Below are 23179 nucleotides of genomic sequence, written 5' to 3'. Positions count from 1 at the left end.
GCTATGCCCGACAGGTGCAGTCAGTAACGCGTAGCGGTGTGGCTTGATGACTGTTCATCCGTTGACAGGTAGCGTCATCGTTAAGTTTCACCGATAGACCACGGTCGCTGCGGGCGGACGCTGATTTCAGATCGTCTCCCCGTTATCCAGGCGGGCCAACAGCGTCTCGCCGCGCTGCCAGAGTGCCTGTTGCTTCGTTTCCGGCATGCGGTCGAGGTTCTTGTACATCATGGCCATGCGCTGATTGCCGCGCAGCAGTTCACCGTGGCGCATCAGGAAATGCCAATACAGCGCATTGAACGGACAGGCATTGTCCGCCGTGCTTTCGCTGACCTTGTAAGCGCAACCTCGGCAGTAATCCGACATGCGATTGATGTATTGGCCACTGGCGCAATAGGGCTTGGAACCGAGAAAGCCGCCATCGGCGTGCATGACCATGCCCAGCGTGTTGGGGAGTTCGACCCAGTCAAAGGCGTCCATGTAAATTGCCAGATACCACTCGCAGATCTGACTCGGCACGATGCCGGCAAGCAGAGCGAAATTGCCGGTGACCATCAGCCGCTGAATGTGATGCGCGTAGGCGTGCTGCAAGCTTTGCCCGATGGCGTGGCGCATGCAGTTCATCTGCGTATCGCCGGTCCAGTAGAATTCGGGCAGCGGCCGGCTGTTGCCAAAAGAATTGCCCAGCGCGTAATCCGGCATTTTCAGCCAGTACACGCCCCGCACATATTCACGCCAGCCAATCAATTGCCGAATGAAGCCTTCGGCGGCGTTAAGCGCAACGCTGCCGGACCAGTACGCCGACTCGACGTCGCTGCACAGCTGCCGCAGATCCAGCAGGCCGATGTTGAGCGCTGCGCTGATGCGCGCATGAAACAGGAACGGCTCATCACTGGCCATGGCGTCCTGGTAATCGCCAAACCCGGCCAGACCGTAATCGAGAAAGTACGCCCAAAGTGCCTGTGCATCGGCATGGGTGACGGGATAGTTGAAGTCATCGAGAGCACCGTAATGCTGGCTGAAACGCGCCTTGACCAGAGCCAGTACTTCGCAGGTGATGGCGTCGTTATTGAAGCGTGCCGGGTAGGGCGCTTTCACGCCTTTGGGCAGGGCTTTGCGATTCTCGGCATCGAAATTCCACGTGCCACCCACCGGTGAGCCGTCGCCATTGAGCAGCAGGCGGCTCTTGCGGCGCATCTCCCGGTAGAAAAACTCCATGCGCAGCTGTTTTTTGCCTTCGGCCCATGCGGCGAACTCTTCGCGACTGCACAGAAAACGCGTGTCGGCGTGCCAGTGGATGGGCAAGCCGCATTCTTTGATCGAGTGCTCCAGCCGCCAGTCCCCACACTCGGTGACATGCAATTCCTCGGACTGCAACAGCGCTTGCCAGCGATGTAGCTCACCCGGTACTGAACCGCTGTTCTCGGGATCATCCAGGGTGACGTATTCAACATGTACACCCTGTTCTCGCAGGGCCTGGGCGAAATGGCGCATGGCACTGAAGATCAGGGCAATCTTTTGTGGATGGTGGGGCACATGGCTGGCTTCCTCCATGACTTCGACCAACAGCACCGTGTCGCGCTCGACATCGAGTGCCTGTAATGAAGCCAGGTCAAAGGACAACTGGTCGCCCAGTACCAGGCACAAGCGGCGGGTAACGTTCATTCGGTCGAGCTCTGCGTTGTCGGTTTCATTGGCTTGATTCGGCGCCCTGGCGGCGGAAGAACAACGTCACCTGACCGACTTCAACCCCGAATTTGGACATGCGGGTGCGGTTGATCAACGTGTCCTCGTCCATCAGATACATCCAGTCGTCCATGCTCATTTCATAGGTCGAATCGTCGACCGACACGTTGAGACGATAACGCCAGTGCAACGTGTTGCCAGCCACCTGGCCGTTGGCAACGCCGACTACATCGCCGGCGCGACCGCTCCAGCGTCCCTGGCCCTGTGGCGTCAATGTCCAGACGCGTTGTTGGCGGGTACCGTCGCTGTACAGGAAGCGCTCGTCGAGAATCAGGTTGTTGCCTTCGCGACGGCTGACGATGCTGACTTCAAAACGCTTGGTCACTTCACCGCTGCGCTTCTGGAACATTCCCCAGGCCTTGACGGGCTGGCTGAAAAAGCGCTCCAGATCGAGTGCCGGTTGTTGATCGGCATAGCGCGTGACATCCACGCTGGTGCAGCTTGCAATGCTGAGCGTCAGTGCCATTAACAGCAGGAATCGAGTCATTGACTTACTCCCTGATTGCACAGGTTTTGAGGGGGAAGGTTCGAAATATTTACTTGTACGAAGGGTAGCTGCTGTAGAGGGTTTTGCCGTCCAAGGATTGCAGGGTGTTTCGTCGTACAATCCTCGATTTCGCGGTGATGACCGGCTGACAGTGGGCACACTCAGCACACTAGTGGCAGGAAAACTGACGAAGGCCAAATCGCTAAAACTTGTACTAAAACAAAGTATCTGTATAGGTTTCCTCAAGATAGGCTCAAAGAAGCCACCTGACAATAAAACGGCGATCTTTTTGTCTAGCGGTGAAGAACCTCACCTCGTATTTGCCCCAGGCCTGCTGGCTGGGTAGAATGCGAGTCATTATCAATTATGTACCTACCGGGATGCCGATGCGCAGCGACGAAACACTAGGTATTGCAGATCTAGGGCTGCTCTATCGTACCCACCACTCTTGGTTGAACGGCTGGCTACTTCGACGCACTGGATGTCGCGATAACGCAGCAGATCTGGTGCAAGACACCTTCGTGCGTCTGCTCAAATCCCGTCAATCCAGCCCCTTGCGCGAACCCCGCGCCTATCTGAGCAGCATCGCCCGCGGACTGATGATTGATCAGTATCGTCGTCGCGAACTCGAACGTGCTTACCTGGAAAGCGTCGCGTTACTGCCGCCACACGAGGTTCCCTCGGAAGAAAGCCGGCTGATGATTCTTGATTCGCTCGAGCGCATAGACCGCATGCTCGACAGGCTCAAACCGAGAGTTCGCCAGGCGTTTTTATATGCCCGGCTCGACGGTCTGACCTGCGCGCAAATAGCCGAAAAACTGAGTGTTTCCTGCGCTACGGTGGAACGCGACCTGGCCACGGCCCTGCAACACTGCTATCGATTGCGTTATGTCGAGGCGTGAGCCGCAGGCGCTGGATCCGGCCATTGTCGATCAGGCAATCCAATGGTTGGTGCGCCTTCGCTTCAATCAGGCCAATGAACAAACACAGCGCAACTTTGAGGACTGGCTGCAGCAGCGCCCAGAGCATGTGTTGGCGTGGCAGCGTGTGCAAACGCTTGGGGAAGAGTTGGTTGGCGTTCCAGCTCAATTGGCCCGGCAAACCCTGAATGGCGCTGATCGGGGAATGCGTCGGCGAGAAAGCCTTAAGCTACTGGGCATATTGGCATCTGTTGGCACTGCGGCCTGGCTCGGTCGGGACTACACGCCCTTGCCGGCCATGCTTGCGCAGCAGCGCAGTAGCACCGGCGAGCAACGACGCTTCCAGCTCGATGATGGGAGTCTTATCCAGCTCAATAGCGACAGCGCCGTCGACAGCGATTTCGACGCCCAGCGACGCGTGATCATCCTGCGGCGTGGTGAGATCATCGTGAATGTCGGCGCGGATCCACACTCGCCTCAAGCGCGACCGTTCTGGGTACAAACCCGCGACGGGATCATACGCGCTCAGAGTCCCCGCTTTCTTGCACGCGAGCGTGACGATGGCACTCTGGTCGCGGCTCAGGGAGGCTCAGTCACGGCTTTCCCCGGCTCCAGTCAAATTGCTGGTAGCCGCGTTGTCCAGGCAGGAAATCAGCTTTTGTTTACATCAAGTGGTGTTCGTGCGTTGACGGACAACGGCCTTGATCCATGGAGCTGGGGGGACGGGGTGATCAGCGCGCGCAATATGCGCCTGGGTGATTTCATCGTGGAGTTGTCGCGTTATCGCCCCGGGGTACTGCGCTGCGCCGAGGAGGTGGCTGATCGGCGCGTTTCCGGCACCTTCCAGCTCGCCGACAACGATCAGGTCCTGGCGTTGGTCGCGCAATCACTGCGCGTGCACGTTGATTATCGGACCCGGTATTGGGTGACCGTGACCGCTGCCAGTTGAGTCCATCCAGACTTTTCACACTATAAAAAATAATGAGGTGGTTTCTCATTCTCGTTCGACCTCTAAGGAAGGCCGGAATACAGGCCAGTTTGCCGATGTCCTTTCTTGGAGCGAGAAAATGAGTTCGTCCCCGGTTTCACAGCGCCATCCACTGAATCGTGCCATACAGGGTGCGATGTTTGGTTTGATCGTGAGCAGTTACGCGTTGCCGTCGCTGGCGCAAACGTCGAGCGCCGACCACCCCCATCAAGTCAAACAGTGGAACATCGCTGCCGGCCCACTGGCGCCAGCGCTCGATCGCTTTGCGCGCGAGGCGGGTATCAGTCTTTCGTTCGATGCGCCGAGCGTGGCCAATCGCACCACCTCGGGCGTGAACAGCACGCTCGAGACATCGGCCGCACTGGCGTCGTTGCTGCAGGGGAGCGAATTGCAAATCGAACAGCAAGGCCCGAATGCCTATCTGCTGGTTCCTCAACAAAAGCCCGCTGGCCCTCTGGAGCTCGACGCAACGGATGTCGAGGACTACCGCCTTGCGCCCCTCATCATCAATGCCAAGGTCAGGGTCAGTGCCGACGACGACGCCAACTCGGTGGTCGCCAAGGAGCTCTGGGTTGGCGGCAAGGTGGCAACCAGCATTCTCAACACACCGGCATCGGTGTCGGTTGTCACCAACAAGGAAATGGAGCAACGCAGCGTCAGTACCACGGAAGAGGCGCTGCAATACACGCCTGGTGTGGTCACGGACTTCTATGGCACGGACGACCGCAACGACTATTTCCAGATCCGCGGTTTCCAGGCCACCACCTACCGTGATGGCTTGACCCTGAGTTCGATGCGCGGAGTACGCGAAGATCCTTTCGCCTATGAACGTATCGAGATTCTGCGTGGCGCCAACTCCACGCTGTTTGGCCCGGCCGACCCGGGCGGTTCGGTGAACTTCGTGACGAAACAGCCGCGCTTCGAGCAGTTCGGCCAGGGCTATGTGACCTACGGTTCCTTTGACCATGTCGAGACTGGCATCGATGTGGGCGATGCTCTGAACGACGAAAAAACCCTGGCTGGCCGCTTCACTGCCAAAGGCCAAAACAGCGACCGCGAGTACGACCACTCGCAGGACGACAACCGTTTGGTGATGGGTGGCCTCACCTGGGCACCGACGGATTACACGTCGGCCACCATGATTCTGGACTATCTGAAAACCGACAGTTCGCCCAACAGCGGCGGTTATCCGCTGGACAAGGAATACGACCGCAGCAAGTTTTATGGTGAGCCCAGCTACAACTTTCACAACGTCGAACGCACCAGCCTCAGCGGCAACGTCACCCATGACTTCGACAACGGCTTCGTGCTGCGCAGCAACCTGCGTTACAGCAAGTTGACCGATGATTTTGGCTACGTGTACCTCAGCGACAGCGCCGCACGTGTCGGCACTACGGTTGACCGGTATCTGTTTGGAACGGACAGTGAAGCCGATCAGTTCAACGGCAATCTGATGCTGCAATACGATGCCCGCTTCGAGAACATCGACAGCAGCAGCCTGGTGGGCGTGGAGTACCTCGATTCGACCACCAGGGAAAGCTCGGTCTACGCCCCGACTACCTCAATTGACATTGCCAATCCCGTGTTCACTGGTGTTTCACGCTCAATCACGCCGTATGCCGTCAACAAGCGGGACGCGAAAACCAAAGCCGTATTTCTTCAGCAGAACCTGTCGTTCTACGAGCGTTTCATCGTCACCGGTGGTGTGCGCAACGACTCGATGGATCTGACCAGCAAAGGCTTGCAGTCCAGTGAGAAAGACAACTTCTCCGAAACCTCCTATCGCGGTGCGCTGACTTACATCGTCAACGATGAAGTGTCCACCTACGTGAGCATGGTGGAGTCCGTCTCGCCGCCGCAGGTAGGCGTAACACCGCAGACGGGCAGGCAGTACGAAGTGGGCGTGAAGTATGCGCCGATGGGTATGGACGCACTGTTCTCCGCAGCCGTTTATGACCTGACCCAGGAAAACGTCACCATCGCCGTGGTGCTGCCGAGCGGCATCATTGAGCAACAGACGGTGGGCGAATCGCGGGCGCGAGGCCTCGACCTGGAGGCCAAGGCGCAAGTGACGCAGAACCTCAGCCTGATCGGCGGCTATTCCTACATGGAGTCCGAGGTAGTGCGCGGTTCGTTGTACGACGGTAGCTCCCTCAAGGGTAATGAATTCAGCACGGCACCTAAGCATTCTGCTTCGCTTTGGAGCTACTACGACGTGCCGGGCACTGATGTGAGCGTTGGTTTGGGTGCGCGCTACGTCGGCTCTTATTACTTTGATGCAGCCAACTCCGGCAAAAGTGATGGCTCCACCTTGTTCGACGCCGCTTTCAACTACAAGATCGCCAAGGGCACCGACCTTGCTGTGAACCTCAGTAACCTGCTGGATGAGCAGCACGTGGTGGGTTCCGGCACGGCGAACTTCTACAATCCGGGTCGCGAGATTACCGCCAAATTGAGTTACAACTGGTAAGCCGGGGCGTAGCTTTTTCCCATAGGAAGTGGTGCCCGCTAGCGGGCACCGTCAATGCTGACGGCTGAATTCCATATAGCCTAAGCGTAGCTTTTTATTCCTAAAACGAAGTACATATTAATTTTATAGTGCGTTTTAATCTAATCAGGCTTTCCTGATTGGAGCATTCGCACTTGAAGATCCCGACACATTTGACACTTGGCCTGGCGCTCGCCGCCAGTTGCGCCGCAGCATTCGCCGGGCCGACGCTTGATCGCGTGACGCAAAAAGGTGAACTCACCGGTGTCCTGATGGAGAGTTACCCGCCGTTCTCTTTTCTCAACGACCAGAACCAACTCGACGGCTTCGATGTGGATGTTGCTAAAGCTGTCGCCGAGCGCCTTGGGGTCAAGCTGAAACTCGAAACGCCGTCCTGGGACGTGATTGCCGCCGGGCACTGGAACGGTCGCTACGACATCTGCGTGTGCTCGATGACACCGAGCAAGGCGCGGGCCGAAGTGTTCGACTTCCCCGTGGAGTATTACCAGTCACCGGCAGTGATCGTGGTCAATGCAAAGGACAAAGACATCGTCGCGGGAAAGGACTTGTCCGGCAAAAAGGTCGGCGTGATCAGTGCGTCGACTTATGAGGCCTATCTGAACAAGGATCTGGTCATTGAAGGCGCCGAGGACAAGCCGTTGAGCTATCCGTTCGACAATGTCCAGATCGCGCCTTACGACAACGAAACGGTCGCCTTCCAGGATCTGGCACTGGGCACCGGCGTGCGCCTGGATGCCATGGTCACCAACCTCATCACCGCGCGTGAACGCATCGCTCAGGATCCGCGCTTCAAGATTGCCGGAGATTCACTGTATGCCGAACCGAACGTAGTGGCGGTAGAGAAGGGCGATCCGCAGTGGAATGCGAAAGTCACCGAGGTCATTGCGCAACTCAAGTCTGACGGCACGCTGAGCAAAATATCCCGCAAGTGGATCGGTTCTGATATCAGCCAATGACAGCCATCAACCCGCATCCGGCCAAAGCCACTGTCACCCCGCAAAAGCAGCCGCAACTGACACGTCAGCTGTTCGGCTTTCGCACTCGTCTGTATCTGACGTGGGCGGCGTTATTCGGCTTGTGCGTGCTGTTTTTCATGCGCTTCGATCTGAAGTTTTCGATCATTCTGGAAAAGTGGCCGAACCTGGTCGGCCTGCATCTGGGGCCGAACGGGTTCTTGCAGGGCGCCGCGCTGACGATATTCCTGTGTTTCTGCTCGATCTGGTTTTCGTTATTGCTGGGCTTTGTCACAGCGCTGGCCAGGTTGTCGAGCAGCGCCGTGGCGTTTGGCATCGCGAGCTTCTACGCCTCGTTCTTTCGCGGCACGCCGCTGCTGATCCAGATCCTGTTGATCTATCTGGGGCTGCCGCAGCTGGGCGTGGTGCCAGGCGCAATCAGCGCCGGGATCATCGCGCTGTCGCTCAACTATGGGGCTTATCTCAGTGAAATTTTTCGTGCCGGCATTCTTGCTGTTGCCCCTGGTCAGCGCGAAGCGGCTGCCGCACTGGGCCTGAGACCGGCCGCGACGTTCATCCATATCATCCTGCCGCAAGCCATGCGCACGATCATTCCGCCGACCACCAGCCAGTTCATTTCGATGCTCAAGGATTCATCGCTGATCTCGGTCATGGGCGTCTGGGAAGTGATGTTCCTGGCGCAGTCGTACGGGCGTTCGTCCTACCGCTACATCGAAATGCTCACCACCGCAGCGGTCATTTATTGGCTGTTGTCCATCGGTCTCGAACTGATCCAGCATCGTCTCGAACGCCATTACGGCAGAGGCTTCAAGCATCAGCGATGACTCGCCCGTTCAATGATTTTCTTGCAGGAACCAAGATGTCCGATCCTAAACCTCTGTTGTTTGCACTCTATGAACAAGCCAGTGTCGGGTGCGGCGGTGCGCCGAGCCTCTGGACGCACCCGGCGGACGAACGCCTGGCGATCAACTCGCTGGGCTATTGGTCAAACCTGGCCCGGATTGCCGATCAGGCTCACCTCGACATGCTGTTCTTTGGTGATGTGCTGGGTTTCTACGATGTGTTCGGTGGCAATGCCGATGCGGCCATGAAATGGGCGGTGGAAGCACCGGCCAACGATCCGTTGATGATCATTCCGGCATTGGCGGCCGTGACGGAAAACCTCGCGTTTGGTGTCACGGTGACCACCAGTTATGAGCACCCGTTTACGCATGCCCGGCGTTTCAGCACGCTTGATCACCTCACCAACGGGCGAGTGGGGTGGAACATCGTCACCTCTTACTTATCCAGCGCCGCCCGCAATTTCGGGCTGGAGGAAATGATCAAGCATGACGATCGCTATGAGCGCGCCGAGGAGTTTCTCGACGTGGTGTACAAACTGTGGGAAGGCAGTTGGGCCGACGACGCCGTGGTTGCCGACAAGGCCCGCCAGCTGTATGCCAGAGGCGACCGGGTGCGACCGATCAATCACGAGGGTGCGCACTATCGCGTGGCCGGGCCGCATCTGACCGCTCCGTCCCCGCAGCGCACACCGTTGTTGATCCAGGCGGGCTGGTCGGGACGCGGTCGAGAGTTCGCCGCCAAACATGCGGAACTGATCTTCATCGCCAAGTCCAACCCGCAGGAAATTCGTCAGGGCCTGGAAGACATCTGGGCCAAGGCGCAGGCGCGGGGGCGTCAACGTGAAGACGTGAAATCGTTGACGGTGTTGCGCATCGTCACGGCCAAAACCGAAATCGAAGCCCAGCGTAAATACGACGAGCTGCAAAGCAACTATCACTTGCAGGCACAACTGGTCAGTTACGCCGGCGACACCGGCATCGACATCAGCCGCTACGCCGACAGCGATGCGCTCTCGACGCACACCGAGGGCCTGACCTCTTACGTGATGCGCCCCGATGGCAGTGGTAAGCCGCTGACGGCGGGGGATGTGAAAAAGCGCTTCGCCAGCGTTACCCGTGGCAGCGACCTGATTCTCGTCGGTACACCGCAGCAAGTCGCCGATCGCATCGAAGAGCACGCGCGTATTTCCGGCACCAGCGGCTATATGCTCAACCCATTGATCAGCCCAGGCAGCCTTGAGGACTTTGTCGAACTGGTTATTCCCGAATTGCAAAAGCGTGGGCTGTACCGTACTCAACCGCAGAGTGGCACTTTCCGCTCGCGGTTGCGGGCAGATCAGTCCAGTCACCTGCCTGCTTCGGCCTATGGGGCTTCGTTTCGTTTCGACAGGGCGCTGTAGGGAAGGGGGTGATGAATCGTACGCCGCGGCGGATAGAGGTATGGTGTAAATCCAGCGATCAGTAGCCCAAGGCATCGTCGTTCCTCAGTAATTGCAATCGAGGAGACGGTCGCAAAGGAATGGGACAAACTCAACGAGTATGAGAGACAACATGTAGTCCTGGAGTGGCTGAAGGGTAGGGGGAGCCTCCCTTTGGTTCAGAACATGCTGGAGCAGGAGTGGCGCTTTCTCAGGAATCCATTAATTTTTTCTACACAATCTGGAGTCGTCCACCGCTCCTGTGCATGAGCAGTGGACGCTGCTGGGATTGGCGAAATCAGCAGTGCGGCGGGCGAACAGAATAATAAGCAACGCTTATTCGTAACCATCAATGCTGGATGATTCGGGTTTGCGCTTAAAGCGGTCATAAGCGATACCGCCGATGATGCCCGCCAGGGCGTTGCTCGCCAGATATGCAAACGCGCTGGTTAGCCATTGAACTGCAGTATTTGTGACGGAGGAAGCGGAGATACCGAAGTAGATAAACACTGGATCTAGCAAGCCTGAAAAATGCAACGCCGGAATCCAGATCAGGCCGAAGGCAATTGTGCCTTTCAGTAGCTCTATATTATTGAATTTCTTTGCTTTATGGATGCTAGTGTCCATGTCCTGAGTGAATGTGGGGGACGAGACTATTAGCTTTCTGGAGCGCACTCTATAAGCCATAAACGCAATAGTGATGGCTGCATATCCAATCTGAAAAGCGTTATCGAGCTTGTTGGCTCGAGCAAAAATTTCAGATGCGTTTACCAAGGTAAGCAAGGCACCCGCGAACCACACGAAAGTAATAGCGAGCCACACAGCTGCCATTTTGTTGCGATAATTTTGTAGCTTGGCTTTTTCTATGGGAGTGAGAGACGCTGGCTTCATTGTCGACGATGTGCTCGTCTTCGATTTTTTTCTTGCCATTTTTGCAGGGCCTTATTTCTCGGTGTTCGGGGCCTAAGTAAAAGGATCAACACAAACGATATCGACGGTATCTTCAAATACTTAAAGATCAAATGGCATTTGACTCCCCGCAAGCGATCGGTGTGATCGAGTAGCCTTCTGCAGTGTTTCGTGGCATATAGCTAGCATGCCCAAGGAGGATGCCTGCCAGGATTGCGCTGCAAAAGCTCGCTCCCTGCCACTGAACCAGGATGGGGACAGCGCTCGGCATTGAAAATCGAAAACTTCCGCCAGTTCGGCCCATGGCGATCATGTGTTGAACATCCAGTTCAACGAATGCGTGGCCCTGACCACCTTGAATCAAACACTATAAATTTGACTGTGCATTAGAAAGGAAAACCAATGCTGATCACCGCCGCGTCGCCCCAGGAGCTCGTTGACTGGTTCCATGTCAAACAAGAAAGCCAACGCATCATGTGCATCATGCTGGCGCCGGAATTGCAAAACCAGCAAAAGGTGGAGGACTTAATCCTAGAATTTTCAGCAGCGGACGCGGTGCTTGGTACCGAAGTAGCCTTCATCTTGCTTGACCCTACTGGAAGCTCAGCTGTGGGACTCGACCGGGGACTTGGTGAGGTGGGGGCTTTTTCAGGCGTCGCGTTCCCTTTACGTGACACTACAAGTTTTCGAGACCTGACTGATGAATGGAAACACCACCGCTCTCATGTAGCAAAGACTTCGGCACGAGGGACGGCCCGTTTCGTTCCGGAGTTTATGGATATCTTTCAGGTAAAACCTGACGAGCTGCCTTGCCTGTGCCTCGTCGTGCACGGGGTTGACGAATCCATCGTCCTTTCATTGGAAAAGGACTGGGCAATGGAGCATCTCATAGAGCTCCTTCAGAAAATTCGCATAATTGTGGACGGCACCCCGAATTTCAAAAAACAAATTTCGAGCATGGCAGACTTGCTGCCCCCTGCCTTGGAACGAATACAAGATCTCGTCAACAGCATCAGTGCAAAGACGAGTCAGATATCCAGAATATTGGATCAGGTGCTTCGGCGGCATAGTGGTAACGACGATGACCATCGGATGGTGGTGTCCTACGTGGCTCAAGGCTGCCAGGGCCGACAGATACTGGAGAATGTCCTCGCGCGGTTCTCCTTCAAAGAGTCTGAGAGATTTCTCAGAGACGAGCAGATCACACGCTTGTTGAAGCTTGCGGAAGAGCTAGACACCCGTCGAGCACCACTGATTGAGCTTCAACGAGGTGGACTCTTTATCCCATCCGTCACGGAACAGGCCAAGCATTGGGTTCAAAGCCGCGACAAGTTGTTCAAGGACCTTGAAGGCCTATTGCCAGGGAAAGAGGTGGCCACTACCAGCATCAACCGAAATCAGCTAACCCTCATCAAATCGACCCTGGAATTCGTGAATACCTCGGGCGATGTTGTGGGCAAGGCGGTGGCGGCATATGAATGGATCATGAAGGTGATGGGAAAGGGGGGCTAAGCCGACACCAACGAGAGGTTGCCGTACAGCTACGCTGACAGACCTTCTTGAGCCTGTGGTGGCTGGACCAATCAGCCCATTAGTGCCTTCTACTGGGCATGTTCCGAAGTTATCGTGGGATTTCCCGAGCAGCCTGCATGCATGCTTTCATGGAGAAAATTATGAAAAGGCATTACATATTCATCGATGAGTCTGGCGGGAAGGGGTATGCTGATAAGCGAGAGCGCTATCTTGGCGAACTTGGAGTCATTGCAGGATATCTCATTCCAGACATGTACCTGGAAATATTCAAGACGGAAATCGAAAAGAGACTTTCTGATATTGAAGGGCCCGGTAAAGTTCACATAACCGAACTGCCGAATCAAGAGCAAGCCCGAAGGGTGATTTTCCAAGCTTTCACTGACCTGAAAATTCCATGGATGTATGAAGCTATATATGTCGAGGGGCTATACCAGTCTGAGTTCTGCGATGGGAGGGGAGGCAATCGTTCGAGCAAAGAGCTGCTGCATGCAAAGCTGTTTATTGGACTGATGCTTAAAGTTCTTGCGTCCGTCCACAAATTCAGAGAGAAGGGCGTAGAGTTGGTGGTGGTCTCTGATAATCTGGATCAAGGTGTGATTAAAAAGCTCTTCATTGAGCTCGATGACTACCTGTCCTTGCTGAAAAGTGGTGAATTGAAGCGTGAGTTCAAAGTCTACGACAAAGCAACCGGCGAGCTTCTTCATTGCTCATCGAAGGCAACGGCAGATAACTTACCAAGCCATCCAGGCCTAAAAGTTGAGATCGTATGCGAGAATTCGTCCATGACTCTCCTCTCAGACGTATTGGCTAACAGCGTGAACCATTATCTTGGAAAGGAATTTGAAGCCAATTCGAATATGCTGCCGAACTCGAAGCAAGCAATTGCCAATCACCCGCTAAGGTCCTTGCTGTTGTGGTCGTACGATAAGGATTCGGGTGAAGTATCGAATCTGAGCGATATAGTATATCGAAGAGAAGAGAAATATTTAACACAGAACGCTATTGAGTCTTCTTCCGACGTATGTACCAAGATTTTTGGGGATTGACCGCCGTTGGTAAGTGCTAGCGAGTTCTGACTTAGAGTTGGATCTCGCTGTCTTAATTTTCTTTGATGCTTTTACCTCGCGAGATTTCAAAAGTGAAGGCAATAACTCCGGTTGAGCCAGATGTTTTGAGCGCAGTCTCTTCAGTGCGCGGTCGCTAGGATCATGTTCGCGATCATTTATGCTGAGAGTCTCAAAAGCTCTCACGACGAATACCAGTCTCCAGTAGCAATTCAATCATCAGCCAGTTGCGCAACTGCAGTCGTTCCGGAAATGGATTCTCCACGGCGCCTGAGCGAATCAGTGCACGAATGACCTGTAGTTGCGCATCTGTCAGGCTGCGGTACCGGGGGGGCGGTCGGGCCGAGTATTAATGATGTGGCCGCCAGAAGAGGGTTTGTCGAATCAGCGTCTTAGGCAGCTCGTGAAAATCTACGACATGTCGTTTAACATAATATACATTACACGTAACAAAATATTACAAAGCCAGCCCGGTTGCGTACGCCGTTTCAATCTACAGCATCGTTCTCAAAGGACCTGATCCTTGGTACCTCCTGATCCATCCATTTGAAATGCGCAGCTTTCAACCTTCGTCACGCGTCAACTTTTCAATCAGAGCTCGATGCTGCGGATACTGTGCTGTGAGTTTCTGCCGGTTACCCATTTCCATGTCCGCGAAATCAAAACCCGGTGAAACCGCTTCGCTGATCAAACCAAAACTGTTCGAACCGCTCAGCAATCTGGATGCTTTCCAGATTCCGCCCGGTACGTGCAATTGCAGATGCTGTCCGGCCAAAACATCGCTGCCCATCACCAAAGTCTGCAGTGAGCCGTCGGCATGAATCAGGTTGTACTCGATCGCGTCGCCCAAATGGAAATAATGCAGGATGTCAGACTGGTTGAAATGGAACTGTCCCACCGGCGATTCCTCGGTGAGCAAGTAGTAGATCGACGTCATCAGAAATCGTTGACCACCTTCAGTTCCGATCCTGTCCCGATGATCGGCCTGGTACGTTCTGCGAAAGAATCCGCCTTCGATGTGAGGCTCAAGCGCTAGTGTTGCAATGAGGCTCGACGCAGTCATCGGACGTGAATTCATGACCTGCTCCATTGATTCTAAATACAGTCTGTAATAACTCAACTAAACGACCATTTAGTCGAGTTAGCTGGAATTTCACCGGATTGCAGGTAATCGATTGCCCGAGGCGGCCATGAAATAGTCGGGCAATAAGATCATTTAAAGGACATTCAGGTCCGCTTGCGTCCACTCCAGGGTGCCAGGGAACCTTGCTACGAAACACGTGCCGGCATCTGACGTAGAGGTTACCGATAGCGTCCCGTTATGACCCGTTACGATCTGAGATGCGATATACAAACCGAGTCCCAGCCCCTCTCCTCGACCACCGCCTGCAGACCTTTTAAACGGCTGGAACAGTAACGGTAACAAAACGTCGGGGATTTCCGGGCCATGGTTCTTCACTGACAGGACTATATGATTTTCTTGCATGCACGCGATCACCTCTATCGGGTGATCACGCGCTCCATGAGCCACTGCATTACCCAATAGGTTTGAAAGCAATTGTCCCATTCTCCCGGCATCACAGAAGATCCCAGGTGAAATGATCACGTCTTGAAGGATTTTGACGTGGGGATGACTCGTCCTGATTTCATTTATGACGGCAATAAAAATGTCACCCAGGTTATCTACTAGAGTTCGTTTGACCGGAATGCCTCCCCCCAGCTTTCCTCGAGAAAAATCCAGGACATCTTCAATCAAGATATTCATCCGCTGCGAGCTTTGTCGTATTGCAGTGGCAAGCTTCTGCTCGCGACCGGCGGGAAGCTTGGCCTCCAGCAGATCGGCGCTCATTCTGATAGCGCTCAGTGGCGAACGGAGATCATGTCCCAGTACGGCAATGAATTGTTCCCGGACAATGCCTGTCTCGGTTGCATCGGCCAGTTCAATCGTCTTGGTATCAAGATCCGCCAAAACGTCTAGTTGCACTGCTATTAGCTGGGCAAAGAGCGTTAGCGTTTTGCACACCGCATCTTCATCAAAATGTGCCGGAACCTCATCGATAGCACAGAGCGTTCCGAAAAAATCTCCGTTTGTCCTGGTGATAGGAATGGAGACGTAGCTTTCCAGGCCGTATGCCCGAGGGGTGTGGTGGGTTGAGTACACCGGATGTTCACTGGCATTCTGAAATACAACGGGCTGACGGTGCTGACGAATTTCGTGACAAATCGTCGTTTCCAGCACCAACTCGCCGCCAGGTATCAGCCCAAAATCAATAGAATCATCGACTGCGCAGGCCACCCATTTCGTCTCGGTGACACGCGCAATTGCCGCAAAGCGCATGCCGGTAACATGCTTCACCATATTGAGAATAAGCGGGACGGCCTCGATCCTGGCAACCGCACTGATGTCGTGTGAAAAGTCAGACGGATAAGGCATCAAGATCGCCGATAGGGTGAGTGGCAAGTTGAAATTAAAGCGTAAGCCGCAGCTTTTGACAAAGTATCTTGCCCTTCCCCCCTCTTCGACATCGGGCGCTATCTATGATGCTTTTGGAGATTACGGGAGGCTCCCTCGAGGGTCTTCCATAAGCTGCGCATTGTGGGATTCTCGTTGGCGATGGAGCAGGCAACCATTTGGGCATTGAAGCGCATCGCGCTGGCTCGCGTGAATACCGTCAAGTCTGTGATTGGGGAACGATCCGCCTGGCATCTCTTCGAATCGCCTGCGGCGCAACGCCAAACCCTCGCATGAGCATCTGGATCCGGGCATCGTGATGTCGGCCCAGGACTTGGTCGCCGGCGCCCTTGGTGCAGGACAATCCCGAATACTTATCGCACCAAATTGGATCCACTTGCTCCAGAATGTGCACATAAACAAATGAAATTCAGTATGGATTGACCCGCTCTATTTTTTTTGTCGTCCATTAAAAAACAACAACTTACTAAATTTGTTTGAATTGGCACATGCATTGCTAATGTCATTGGCGCATGTCGCTTGAGCATGCATACATCAAGATTGGAGATAGTATGGCTATGGAAAATCGTGCCTCCTCTGTTAGTGCCGAGAAGAAGCATCTGGAGCAAAAAATTGATCAAGTTCAGCCTGACGCGAGGAAGAAAAAACTTCCTGCACCAACGCTGGAGATGATCAATATTGAGGGTTGCCTAAGTACTACCAAGGCGATCTTGATGTAACGCTTTGCATCAAATGATGCGAGCGATATGGAACCCATGTCGCTCGCATCATCAGACATGCCTCATCACAAGGATTCGTAATGACCAGCCAAGTCTGCTCGTTGGGCTTTCCCATTTTTGTAAAATGGTACATCACCAGTAAGTGTAATATCCGTTGCACACACTGTTATCTTGAAGACTACACCTATCAAGAGAACGATTTGCCGCGCATATTCGACACCATTGACTTTCTCGCCGCCAACCAGGTTCGAAGTATTACTCTGCTTGGTGGCGAACCTATGGTGCGTAAAGATTTGTCCATTATCGCCAAGCGCATTACCGAAAAAGGGATGATCTTGTTGATTGTGACCAATGGCACCCTTATTACCCCCGCCCTCGTTGCTAAATTGAAAGCCTCTGGTGCTGTGAATTATCAAGTCAGTATTGAAGGGCACACTGCTCAACTGAATGACGGCGTCAGGGGGGATGGAAACTTTTCCAAGGCTATGACCGGCGTGGGTTTACTTGTTGAGGCAGGTATGAATGTCACCCTGTCCATCACGATAACAAAGAAAAACCATCAAAGCGCTCGGAAAATTTTTGAGCTCGCATATGGACTTGGCGTACAAGAAATCAAGTTCAGCGCTTTCGTCCCAACAGGAACAGGCGCTGGCCTGGACGATAGTCATAGTCTTACCCCACAGATCAGTAGCTTGGTCAGTTCGGAACTCTGGAATCTTCATCAAGAATATCCTTCCATAAAAATAGTCGCCGGCCCTTTCTTCAATGAAGTGAAATGGCATAACAAAAAAACCGCAGCCACTTCTACTTTTGGATGTGGCGCAGCAACGACGTCGATTGTAATCAATAGCGATTTTTCTTTATCGGCGTGCGACATGCTCACCGAGAAGGATCGAACACGGCCGATGGTCGATTCTGAAAGTATCCAAAGGGTGTGGAACGAAGATCCAATTTTTCTCAAGTGGCGCGGTCAACTACTAGCTTCGAGTAATTACGAGGATGCAAAGAACTTCTCGGAAGTGCATCGGCATGGGTGTCACCTGGCATACAACGTCTATGGGAAAAATATCTTTGAATAATAATCCAGTACTAAACAAATGGCGACGCCTCAGCTATCTGCAATCGCTCTTCGGAGTCGAATCGGTTTTGGCGCCGGTACTTACCATCTTTTATTTGTCCTATGCAGGGTACACTTTTGCACAATACAGTACGATGCTTGCGCTGTGCTTTCTTTTTCTTTGGCTGATTGAAATTCCCGCCGGGGCGTTAGCGGATAAAATAGGAAGAAAAACAGCATTGGTAGTCGGCAACGTGGTCTACATCCTGGCTATGTTGTCAGTGCTGTTATGGAAAAATGAAATCCCTATCGTTGTTGTTGCTCTGTTGTTTTCTGTGGGCACGGCTGTTACCGGTAGTTCCTTCCAGTCGATGATGTTCGATGTCTACGCATCAAGAGAAGCCGAAGATAAATTTCACGAAGCAATGGCCAGGTCGACGAGCATTTCCCTGTTCGCTGCGGCAGTGGCTGCGATCCTTGGCGGCGTATTGGCAGAGATAGATCTGGCCCTTCCCATGGTCGTGGACATCATATTGCTGAGCCTGGCAACCATCATCATCACCCTTTATGTCGAGGAGCCCAAGCCAACAAATCTTCATCATGAGGGAGCGCCTGACCGCCGATCGTACCTGAACATTATGAAGTCTGGCTTCCTGAATGCATTTTCATCGTGGTACATGATCAACTTTATTCTTTGCGCTGCCGTCATTTTTGCGACACTCAGGGTGGCGTTCAATTTTTACCAGCCGCTGCTATTGGCCGCTCAAGTCCCGTACTATCAAGTAGGTGGGATTTTTTCAGCTCTTTTTCTCCTCTCCGCCGCAAGCGCATATGTGTTTAGCCATATTAAAAAGCGATTGCTTACCACTGGTCTTCCTGAGCTGATATTTTTCTCGCTCTTCCTCGCAGCATCACTATTGATTCTGGATGATAAGAATGTGTTCTCGATTGTCGCGGCCATTTGTTTCCATCAGATGGTTCGGGGAATGTACCCTTCGCTGACTTCTTACATCTACAATATCAATATCGAGAACGGTCGTGCTGATCGAACAACTACCTTGGCGACAGCGTCTTTTTTTCGAGCATCCATCACAGGCGTCGCAACCTATCTTTCGGGATTGTTTTCCGAATCTCTTGGTTCAAATACAATTTTCTCGATACTGAGCATAGCTTCTGCCTTGTCACTGATTTCCCTTCTGGCATTCCGCTACGCAAGCAAAGAGATCATGGGATGAGAAAAAATTACCTCCCCTATTCTCTCAGTCTCTACATTACATATGACTGTTATCTCAAGTGTCCTCATTGTTTTATTGTGCAGAAAGGTGAAATCAATAAATTTCGTCTGGCTTACGAAAAAATTGAAGCCATTATCAGCGAAGCACAATTCCATGGGGTGTATACAATAATCATCGCGGGTGGTGATCCAGTCCTGCATCCGGAATTCTTGAAAATATTACAGCTCATCAAATCAAAGAACATGCTGCCGTTGGTTGCCTGCACGGGAGTAAATCTGAACGATGCAATCATTCAGGATATTTTGGCTGCCGGCATTCCGACCATTCAGGTAAGTCTGGATGGTGCTACTTCCGCAACGCACGACCGTATCAGGCGTCCCGGAAACTTTGAAGAAGTGTGCGACGCAGCCAAGCGCATAGTCTCGGCCGGGCTTAATCTTAACGTTGCCTTGTGTATTCATAGTGCCAATGCGGGTGAGATAAGTGAGCTATTCAAACTCTGTCTTGAATTGAATGCCTTTTCCGTAAAGCTGACATTTTATCTGGAGTTCTCACCTGTAAAAAGCTGCACGCCTTTGAATGCGGATGAAATCAAATCAGTCTTGAAGAAAGCTCATGACTTTAATGTTCGATACGATAAGACCGATTGGATAATCTGCCCTGGCTACGACCTCGGTTCAACTGCACCACTCGAAAAGGTACGCGTCAGTCCGGACATTGTGATATCTGCGGATGGTGGTGTTTCAACGGATGAAGCGAAGCCGAAAATCGGTAATATTTACCAGGAAGGTATCTCTGATATTTATACGCGTCACACGAACAAGTTAATCAGGTCTTTTTTTCAGAAAACGATATCCAGTCTCTCGCAGGTTTATGGAATTTCGACGATCGAAACGACCTCCTCAGAACTTGGGGCAAACGCTATCGTCTACAAATTCAATGAGAAGTTTCACATTGTCCTGGATGAAAAAACTCCGGAGGTTGTACGCTTTTTTACTACCTTGCATGAAATAGGTCATATCGCCACTGACACACTGGAAATCGACCCTCGCAAGAGCAATGATCACGAGAAGGAGTTTGTTGCAAATGAATGGGCACTTTTTCAGCTAAAAAACAATATTCATCCCGATGTGTTTTACCAATACGAAAATGCGCTGCTGGATTCCGAGGATGCGTTATACAGACTCATCAATAACAACCTGTCTCGCGACCTTGTTAATTTCTTCTAGAAGGATTATCACGTGTACCAGATCAATACAAACCTGATCCCCCGCCATAACGATCGCTGCTTTCTGGATCCGATCAATTTCAAAATCTACAAATTGAACCACTCTGGCTACGAAATAATTTCGAAGCTATCACCAAGCGATCCGGTTGACCTGACGGCATTCCAGAATATGTGCAGTAGCGAAGGTTTTCTCGACGCGGAAGTAGAGTCATTCTGGACACTCTGCATAGATTGCAAGCTACTGGTGCCATCCGAGCAGGCCTGGAAGGTGTGAATACCCTTCTTGCATCGAAATCCGACCTGACTACGTTTTGTAGCAACATCAAAGCGCATCTCTTCCCATTTATGAGTCACTGAAATGCCTCGAAGCCATCTGTCCGTGGACAGGAGGCTTCGTCTTTTTTGGCGGCGCCGGGGCGCTACTCCCTATGTCCCTGCGCCGATCATACCTGTCAAAAATCCCGACCTCCCTGGCAAAAAAAAACACTTTCGCTCACGTTTCAACACGCTTCCCAAGCCTACTGGCGTTGCCTGACCTCGTTCTGGTGCGCCATTGAGCAGCAAACTACACTTCATTCTGATTTAGTGATTTAACTAGATAGTTACCTAACTATATAATGCCCCCCTCATTTCAACGGGACATTCAACGTGAAGCAGAGTCAACGCCTCTCGGGCATATCAACATTCATTCTGGTCGGGCTGGGCGTGATCATCGCCCTCCTCGGCCTGGCACTGGCCGCTGGCGGTGTGAAATTGGTCAGCCTGGGAGGCTCCTGGTACTTCCTGGTGGGTGGTCTGGCGATGGCCATTTCCGGTCTGCTGATCGTTTGTCGCAAGGTTGCCGGTGCGTGGCTGTTTGCGGCGTTTCTGGTCGGGACCGCCATCTGGGCCGTGAGCGATGCGGGCCTGGTGTTCTGGCCGGTGTTCTCGCGCCTGTTCATGTTCAGCGCCGTGGGTCTGGTTGTCGCGCTGGTCTACCCGCTGCTCAAACGTGCCAATGGTGACGTTGCAGGTCGCGGTGCTTACGGCGTTGCGGCTGTTCTGGCGGTTGGACTGGCCGTGGCTGCCGGCAACATGTTCGTTGCGCACCCGACGGTCGCCCCTACCGGCACTGGTCCGGGCCTGACGCCGGTCGAGCCGGAAAAGGCGCAGAAAGACTGGGCGCACTACGGTAATACCGAGGGTGGCAGCCGCTTCGCCGCGCTGGATCAGATCAACCGCAGCAACGTCGACAAGCTGAAAGTCGCCTGGACCTACCACACCGGCGACATCGCCGAGAGTGACGGCAACGGTGCGGAAGACCAGCTGACTCCACTGCAGATCGGCAACAAAGTGTTCATCTGCACCCCGCACAACAACCTGATCGCGCTGGATGCCGACACCGGTAAAGAACTCTGGAAAAACGCGATCAATGCCCAGTCGAAAGTCTGGCAGCGTTGCCGTGGCATGGCGTATTTCGACGCCAGCGCCGCCGTCGCCAAACCGGCTGACTCGCCAGTGGCCGAGACCCCGGTCGCACCGGTCGCCAACTGCACGCGCCGTCTGCTGACCAACACCATCGACGCCCGCCTGATCGCGGTCGATGCCGACACCGGCGAGTTCTGCCAGGGTTTCGGCACCAACGGCCAGGTCGATCTGAAGGCCGGTCTGGGTGATGTCCCGGACAGCTACTATCAACTGTCCTCCGCGCCGCTGATGGCCGGCACCACCGTGGTGGTTGGCGGTCGCGTTGCCGACAACGTGCAGACCGACATGCCGGGCGGTGTGATCCGTGGTTTCGACGTGATGACCGGCGCCATGCGCTGGGCATTCGACCCGGGCAATCCGCAGGATAAAAAGGCACCGGCAGACGGCAGCACCTACGTGCGCAGCACCCCAAACAGCTGGGCGCCGATGTCCTACGACCCGGCGACCAATACCGTTTTCCTGCCGATGGGCAGTTCGTCCACTGATATCTATGGTGTCGAGCGCAGCAAGCTGGATCATACCTACGGCGCCTCGATCCTGGCCCTGGACGCCAACAGCGGCGAAGAAAAGTGGGTCTACCAGACCGTGCACAACGACCTCTGGGACTTCGACCTGCCGATGCAGCCAAGCCTGATCGACTTCACCAAGGACGGTAAAACCGTGCCGGCGCTGGTGATCGGCACCAAGGCCGGACAGATTTACGTGCTCGACCGCGCCACTGGCAAACCGTTGACCGAAGTTAAAGAAGTGCCGGTCAAGGCGTCGAACATTCCAAACGAACCTTACTCGCCAACCCAGCCGAAATCGGTCGGCATGCCGCAAATCGGTGCTCAACACCTGACCGAGTCCGACATGTGGGGCGCCACGCCGTACGACCAGTTGCTGTGCCGGATCGATTTCAAGTCGATGCGCTACGACGGTCTGTACACCGCGCCGGGCACTGACAAATCCCTGAGTTTCCCGGGTTCGCTGGGCGGCATGAACTGGGGCAGCATCTCGACTGACCCGGTGCACGGTTTCATCTTCGTCAATGACATGCGCCTGGGCCTGTGGATTCAGATGATCCCGTCGCAGAACAAAGGTCAGGCAACCTCCGGTGGCGAAGCGCTGAACACCGGCATGGGCGCCGTGCCGCTGAAAGGCACGCCTTATGCCGTGAACAAAAACCGCTTCCTGTCGGTGGCCGGTATTCCGTGTCAGGCGCCGCCGTTCGGCACCCTGACCGCCATCGACATGAAGACCCAGAAAGTCGCCTGGCAGGTTCCGGTCGGCACCGTTGAAGACACTGGCCCGCTCGGCATCCGCATGCACCTGCCGATCAAGATCGGTCTGCCGACCCTCGGCGGCACGCTGTCGACCCAGGGCGGCCTGATCTTCATCGCCGGCACCCAGGACTTTTACCTGCGCGCGTTCAACAGCGGCAACGGTGAAGAAGTCTGGAAAGCACGTCTGCCGGTCGGCAGCCAGGGCGGCCCGATGACCTATGTGTCGCCGAAAACCGGCAAGCAATACGTAGTCATCACCGCCGGCGGTGCTCGCCAGTCGACCGATCGCGGCGACTACGTGATGGCGTACGCCCTGCCGTAAACCGCGGCGCCCTCCTTCACTTC

At 54.0% G+C, this 23179-nt stretch carries 19 protein-coding genes; 14 read left to right on the top strand and 5 right to left on the bottom strand.

Annotation, left to right across the window (positions count from 1 at the left end; translation table 11 throughout):
• Positions 1-126: 126 nt before the first annotated feature.
• Both IHQ43_RS15065 and IHQ43_RS15060 read right to left on the bottom strand, forming a co-directional pair.
• On the bottom strand, positions 127-1665 hold the full coding sequence (locus IHQ43_RS15065) for a cryptochrome/photolyase family protein (protein ID WP_192561116.1): 1539 nt from the start codon (positions 1663-1665) through the stop codon (positions 127-129).
• Positions 1666-1690: 25 nt separating this feature from the next.
• Positions 1691-2233, bottom strand: coding sequence for a DUF3833 domain-containing protein (locus tag IHQ43_RS15060; RefSeq protein ID WP_192561115.1), 543 nt, complete (start codon positions 2231-2233; stop codon positions 1691-1693).
• 386 nt (positions 2234-2619) lie between these two features.
• Here IHQ43_RS15060 and IHQ43_RS15055 point away from each other — a divergent pair, with 386 nt between their 5' ends.
• From IHQ43_RS15055 to IHQ43_RS15030, 6 genes are all read left to right on the top strand, one after another.
• On the top strand, positions 2620-3135 hold the full coding sequence (locus IHQ43_RS15055; RefSeq protein ID WP_192561114.1) for a sigma-70 family RNA polymerase sigma factor: 516 nt from the start codon (positions 2620-2622) through the stop codon (positions 3133-3135).
• A complete protein-coding gene (locus IHQ43_RS15050) occupies positions 3122-4102 on the top strand; it encodes a FecR domain-containing protein (protein ID WP_192561113.1) in 981 nt (326 codons plus the stop codon). Before IHQ43_RS15055 ends, IHQ43_RS15050 begins: the two co-directional genes overlap by 14 nt.
• Before the next feature lie 118 nt (positions 4103-4220).
• Entirely contained in the window at positions 4221-6611 is a 2391-nt protein-coding gene (locus tag IHQ43_RS15045; RefSeq protein ID WP_192561112.1) for a TonB-dependent siderophore receptor, read from the top strand.
• 173 nt (positions 6612-6784) lie between these two features.
• On the top strand, positions 6785-7606 hold the full coding sequence (locus IHQ43_RS15040; RefSeq protein WP_192561111.1) for an ABC transporter substrate-binding protein: 822 nt from the start codon (positions 6785-6787) through the stop codon (positions 7604-7606).
• Positions 7603-8448 (top strand): amino acid ABC transporter permease, encoded by an 846-nt coding sequence (locus tag IHQ43_RS15035; protein ID WP_192561110.1) that lies wholly within the window; start codon positions 7603-7605, stop codon positions 8446-8448. Before IHQ43_RS15040 ends, IHQ43_RS15035 begins: the two co-directional genes overlap by 4 nt.
• Before the next feature lie 35 nt (positions 8449-8483).
• Positions 8484-9866: an LLM class flavin-dependent oxidoreductase gene (locus IHQ43_RS15030; protein WP_192561109.1), complete on the top strand. Its 1383-nt coding sequence runs from the start codon at positions 8484-8486 to the stop codon at positions 9864-9866.
• 354 nt (positions 9867-10220) lie between these two features.
• On the opposite strand, the gene IHQ43_RS15025 is transcribed toward IHQ43_RS15030, so the two are convergent.
• Positions 10221-10814: a hypothetical protein gene (locus IHQ43_RS15025; RefSeq protein WP_192561108.1), complete on the bottom strand. Its 594-nt coding sequence runs from the start codon at positions 10812-10814 to the stop codon at positions 10221-10223.
• Positions 10815-11195: 381 nt separating this feature from the next.
• Between IHQ43_RS15025 and IHQ43_RS15020 the strand changes: the two genes are divergently transcribed.
• Together IHQ43_RS15020 and IHQ43_RS15015 are read left to right on the top strand one after the other, a co-directional pair.
• Entirely contained in the window at positions 11196-12305 is a 1110-nt protein-coding gene (locus IHQ43_RS15020; RefSeq protein WP_192561107.1) for a hypothetical protein, read from the top strand.
• Between the two features lie 137 nt (positions 12306-12442).
• Positions 12443-13372, top strand: a complete 930-nt coding sequence (locus IHQ43_RS15015; protein WP_192561106.1) for a hypothetical protein — start codon at positions 12443-12445, stop codon at positions 13370-13372.
• 580 nt (positions 13373-13952) lie between these two features.
• Here IHQ43_RS15015 and IHQ43_RS15010 read toward each other — a convergent pair.
• Positions 13953-14468 carry a cupin domain-containing protein gene (locus IHQ43_RS15010; RefSeq protein ID WP_192561105.1) on the bottom strand — a complete coding sequence of 172 codons (516 nt, stop codon included), beginning with the start codon at positions 14466-14468 and terminating at the stop codon, positions 13953-13955.
• A gap of 138 nt (positions 14469-14606) precedes the next feature.
• Entirely contained in the window at positions 14607-15824 is a 1218-nt protein-coding gene (locus IHQ43_RS15005) for a GAF domain-containing sensor histidine kinase (RefSeq protein ID WP_192561104.1), read from the bottom strand.
• Positions 15825-16414: 590 nt separating this feature from the next.
• Between IHQ43_RS15005 and IHQ43_RS15000 the strand changes: the two genes are divergently transcribed.
• The 6 genes from IHQ43_RS15000 to IHQ43_RS14975 all read left to right on the top strand — a co-directional run bounded on the left by IHQ43_RS15000 (position 16415) and on the right by IHQ43_RS14975 (position 23156).
• Positions 16415-16582, top strand: a complete 168-nt coding sequence (locus IHQ43_RS15000) for a hypothetical protein (RefSeq protein WP_192561103.1) — start codon at positions 16415-16417, stop codon at positions 16580-16582.
• A gap of 80 nt (positions 16583-16662) precedes the next feature.
• Entirely contained in the window at positions 16663-17661 is a 999-nt protein-coding gene (locus tag IHQ43_RS14995; RefSeq protein ID WP_192561102.1) for a radical SAM/SPASM domain-containing protein, read from the top strand.
• On the top strand, positions 17612-18874 hold the full coding sequence (locus IHQ43_RS14990) for an MFS transporter (protein ID WP_192561101.1): 1263 nt from the start codon (positions 17612-17614) through the stop codon (positions 18872-18874). Before IHQ43_RS14995 ends, IHQ43_RS14990 begins: the two co-directional genes overlap by 50 nt.
• Positions 18871-20103, top strand: coding sequence for a radical SAM protein (locus tag IHQ43_RS14985; RefSeq protein WP_192561100.1), 1233 nt, complete (start codon positions 18871-18873; stop codon positions 20101-20103). Before IHQ43_RS14990 ends, IHQ43_RS14985 begins: the two co-directional genes overlap by 4 nt.
• A 12-nt stretch (positions 20104-20115) precedes the next feature.
• Positions 20116-20376: a hypothetical protein gene (locus IHQ43_RS14980; RefSeq protein ID WP_192561099.1), complete on the top strand. Its 261-nt coding sequence runs from the start codon at positions 20116-20118 to the stop codon at positions 20374-20376.
• A gap of 374 nt (positions 20377-20750) precedes the next feature.
• Positions 20751-23156, top strand: coding sequence for a glucose/quinate/shikimate family membrane-bound PQQ-dependent dehydrogenase (locus tag IHQ43_RS14975; RefSeq protein ID WP_192561098.1), 2406 nt, complete (start codon positions 20751-20753; stop codon positions 23154-23156).
• Positions 23157-23179: the final 23 nt, after the last annotated feature.

The organism is Pseudomonas gozinkensis, assembly GCF_014863585.1.
In the GTDB taxonomy this organism is placed as follows: Bacteria; Pseudomonadota; Gammaproteobacteria; order Pseudomonadales; family Pseudomonadaceae; genus Aquipseudomonas; species Aquipseudomonas gozinkensis.
This window is presented reverse-complemented; position numbering and strand designations above follow the sequence as displayed.

What these genes read in the sequence shown, in the direction of transcription:
- IHQ43_RS15065 (WP_192561116.1), bottom strand. Translation starts at nt 1,665, where the DNA reads ATGAACGTTACCCGCCGCTTGTGCCTGGTACTGGGCGACCAGTTGTCC.
- IHQ43_RS15060 (WP_192561115.1), bottom strand. Translation starts at nt 2,233, where the DNA reads ATGACTCGATTCCTGCTGTTAATGGCACTGACGCTCAGCATTGCAAGC.
- IHQ43_RS15055 (WP_192561114.1), top strand. Translation starts at nt 2,620, where the DNA reads ATGCGCAGCGACGAAACACTAGGTATTGCAGATCTAGGGCTGCTCTAT.
- IHQ43_RS15050 (WP_192561113.1), top strand. Translation starts at nt 3,122, where the DNA reads ATGTCGAGGCGTGAGCCGCAGGCGCTGGATCCGGCCATTGTCGATCAG.
- IHQ43_RS15045 (WP_192561112.1), top strand. Translation starts at nt 4,221, where the DNA reads ATGAGTTCGTCCCCGGTTTCACAGCGCCATCCACTGAATCGTGCCATA.
- IHQ43_RS15035 (WP_192561110.1), top strand. Translation starts at nt 7,603, where the DNA reads ATGACAGCCATCAACCCGCATCCGGCCAAAGCCACTGTCACCCCGCAA.
- IHQ43_RS15030 (WP_192561109.1), top strand. Translation starts at nt 8,484, where the DNA reads ATGTCCGATCCTAAACCTCTGTTGTTTGCACTCTATGAACAAGCCAGT.
- IHQ43_RS15025 (WP_192561108.1), bottom strand. Translation starts at nt 10,814, where the DNA reads ATGGCAAGAAAAAAATCGAAGACGAGCACATCGTCGACAATGAAGCCA.
- IHQ43_RS15020 (WP_192561107.1), top strand. Translation starts at nt 11,196, where the DNA reads ATGCTGATCACCGCCGCGTCGCCCCAGGAGCTCGTTGACTGGTTCCAT.
- IHQ43_RS15015 (WP_192561106.1), top strand. Translation starts at nt 12,443, where the DNA reads ATGCATGCTTTCATGGAGAAAATTATGAAAAGGCATTACATATTCATC.
- IHQ43_RS15010 (WP_192561105.1), bottom strand. Translation starts at nt 14,468, where the DNA reads ATGAATTCACGTCCGATGACTGCGTCGAGCCTCATTGCAACACTAGCG.
- IHQ43_RS15005 (WP_192561104.1), bottom strand. Translation starts at nt 15,824, where the DNA reads ATGCCTTATCCGTCTGACTTTTCACACGACATCAGTGCGGTTGCCAGG.
- IHQ43_RS15000 (WP_192561103.1), top strand. Translation starts at nt 16,415, where the DNA reads ATGGCTATGGAAAATCGTGCCTCCTCTGTTAGTGCCGAGAAGAAGCAT.
- IHQ43_RS14995 (WP_192561102.1), top strand. Translation starts at nt 16,663, where the DNA reads ATGACCAGCCAAGTCTGCTCGTTGGGCTTTCCCATTTTTGTAAAATGG.
- IHQ43_RS14990 (WP_192561101.1), top strand. Translation starts at nt 17,612, where the DNA reads ATGGGTGTCACCTGGCATACAACGTCTATGGGAAAAATATCTTTGAAT.
- IHQ43_RS14985 (WP_192561100.1), top strand. Translation starts at nt 18,871, where the DNA reads ATGAGAAAAAATTACCTCCCCTATTCTCTCAGTCTCTACATTACATAT.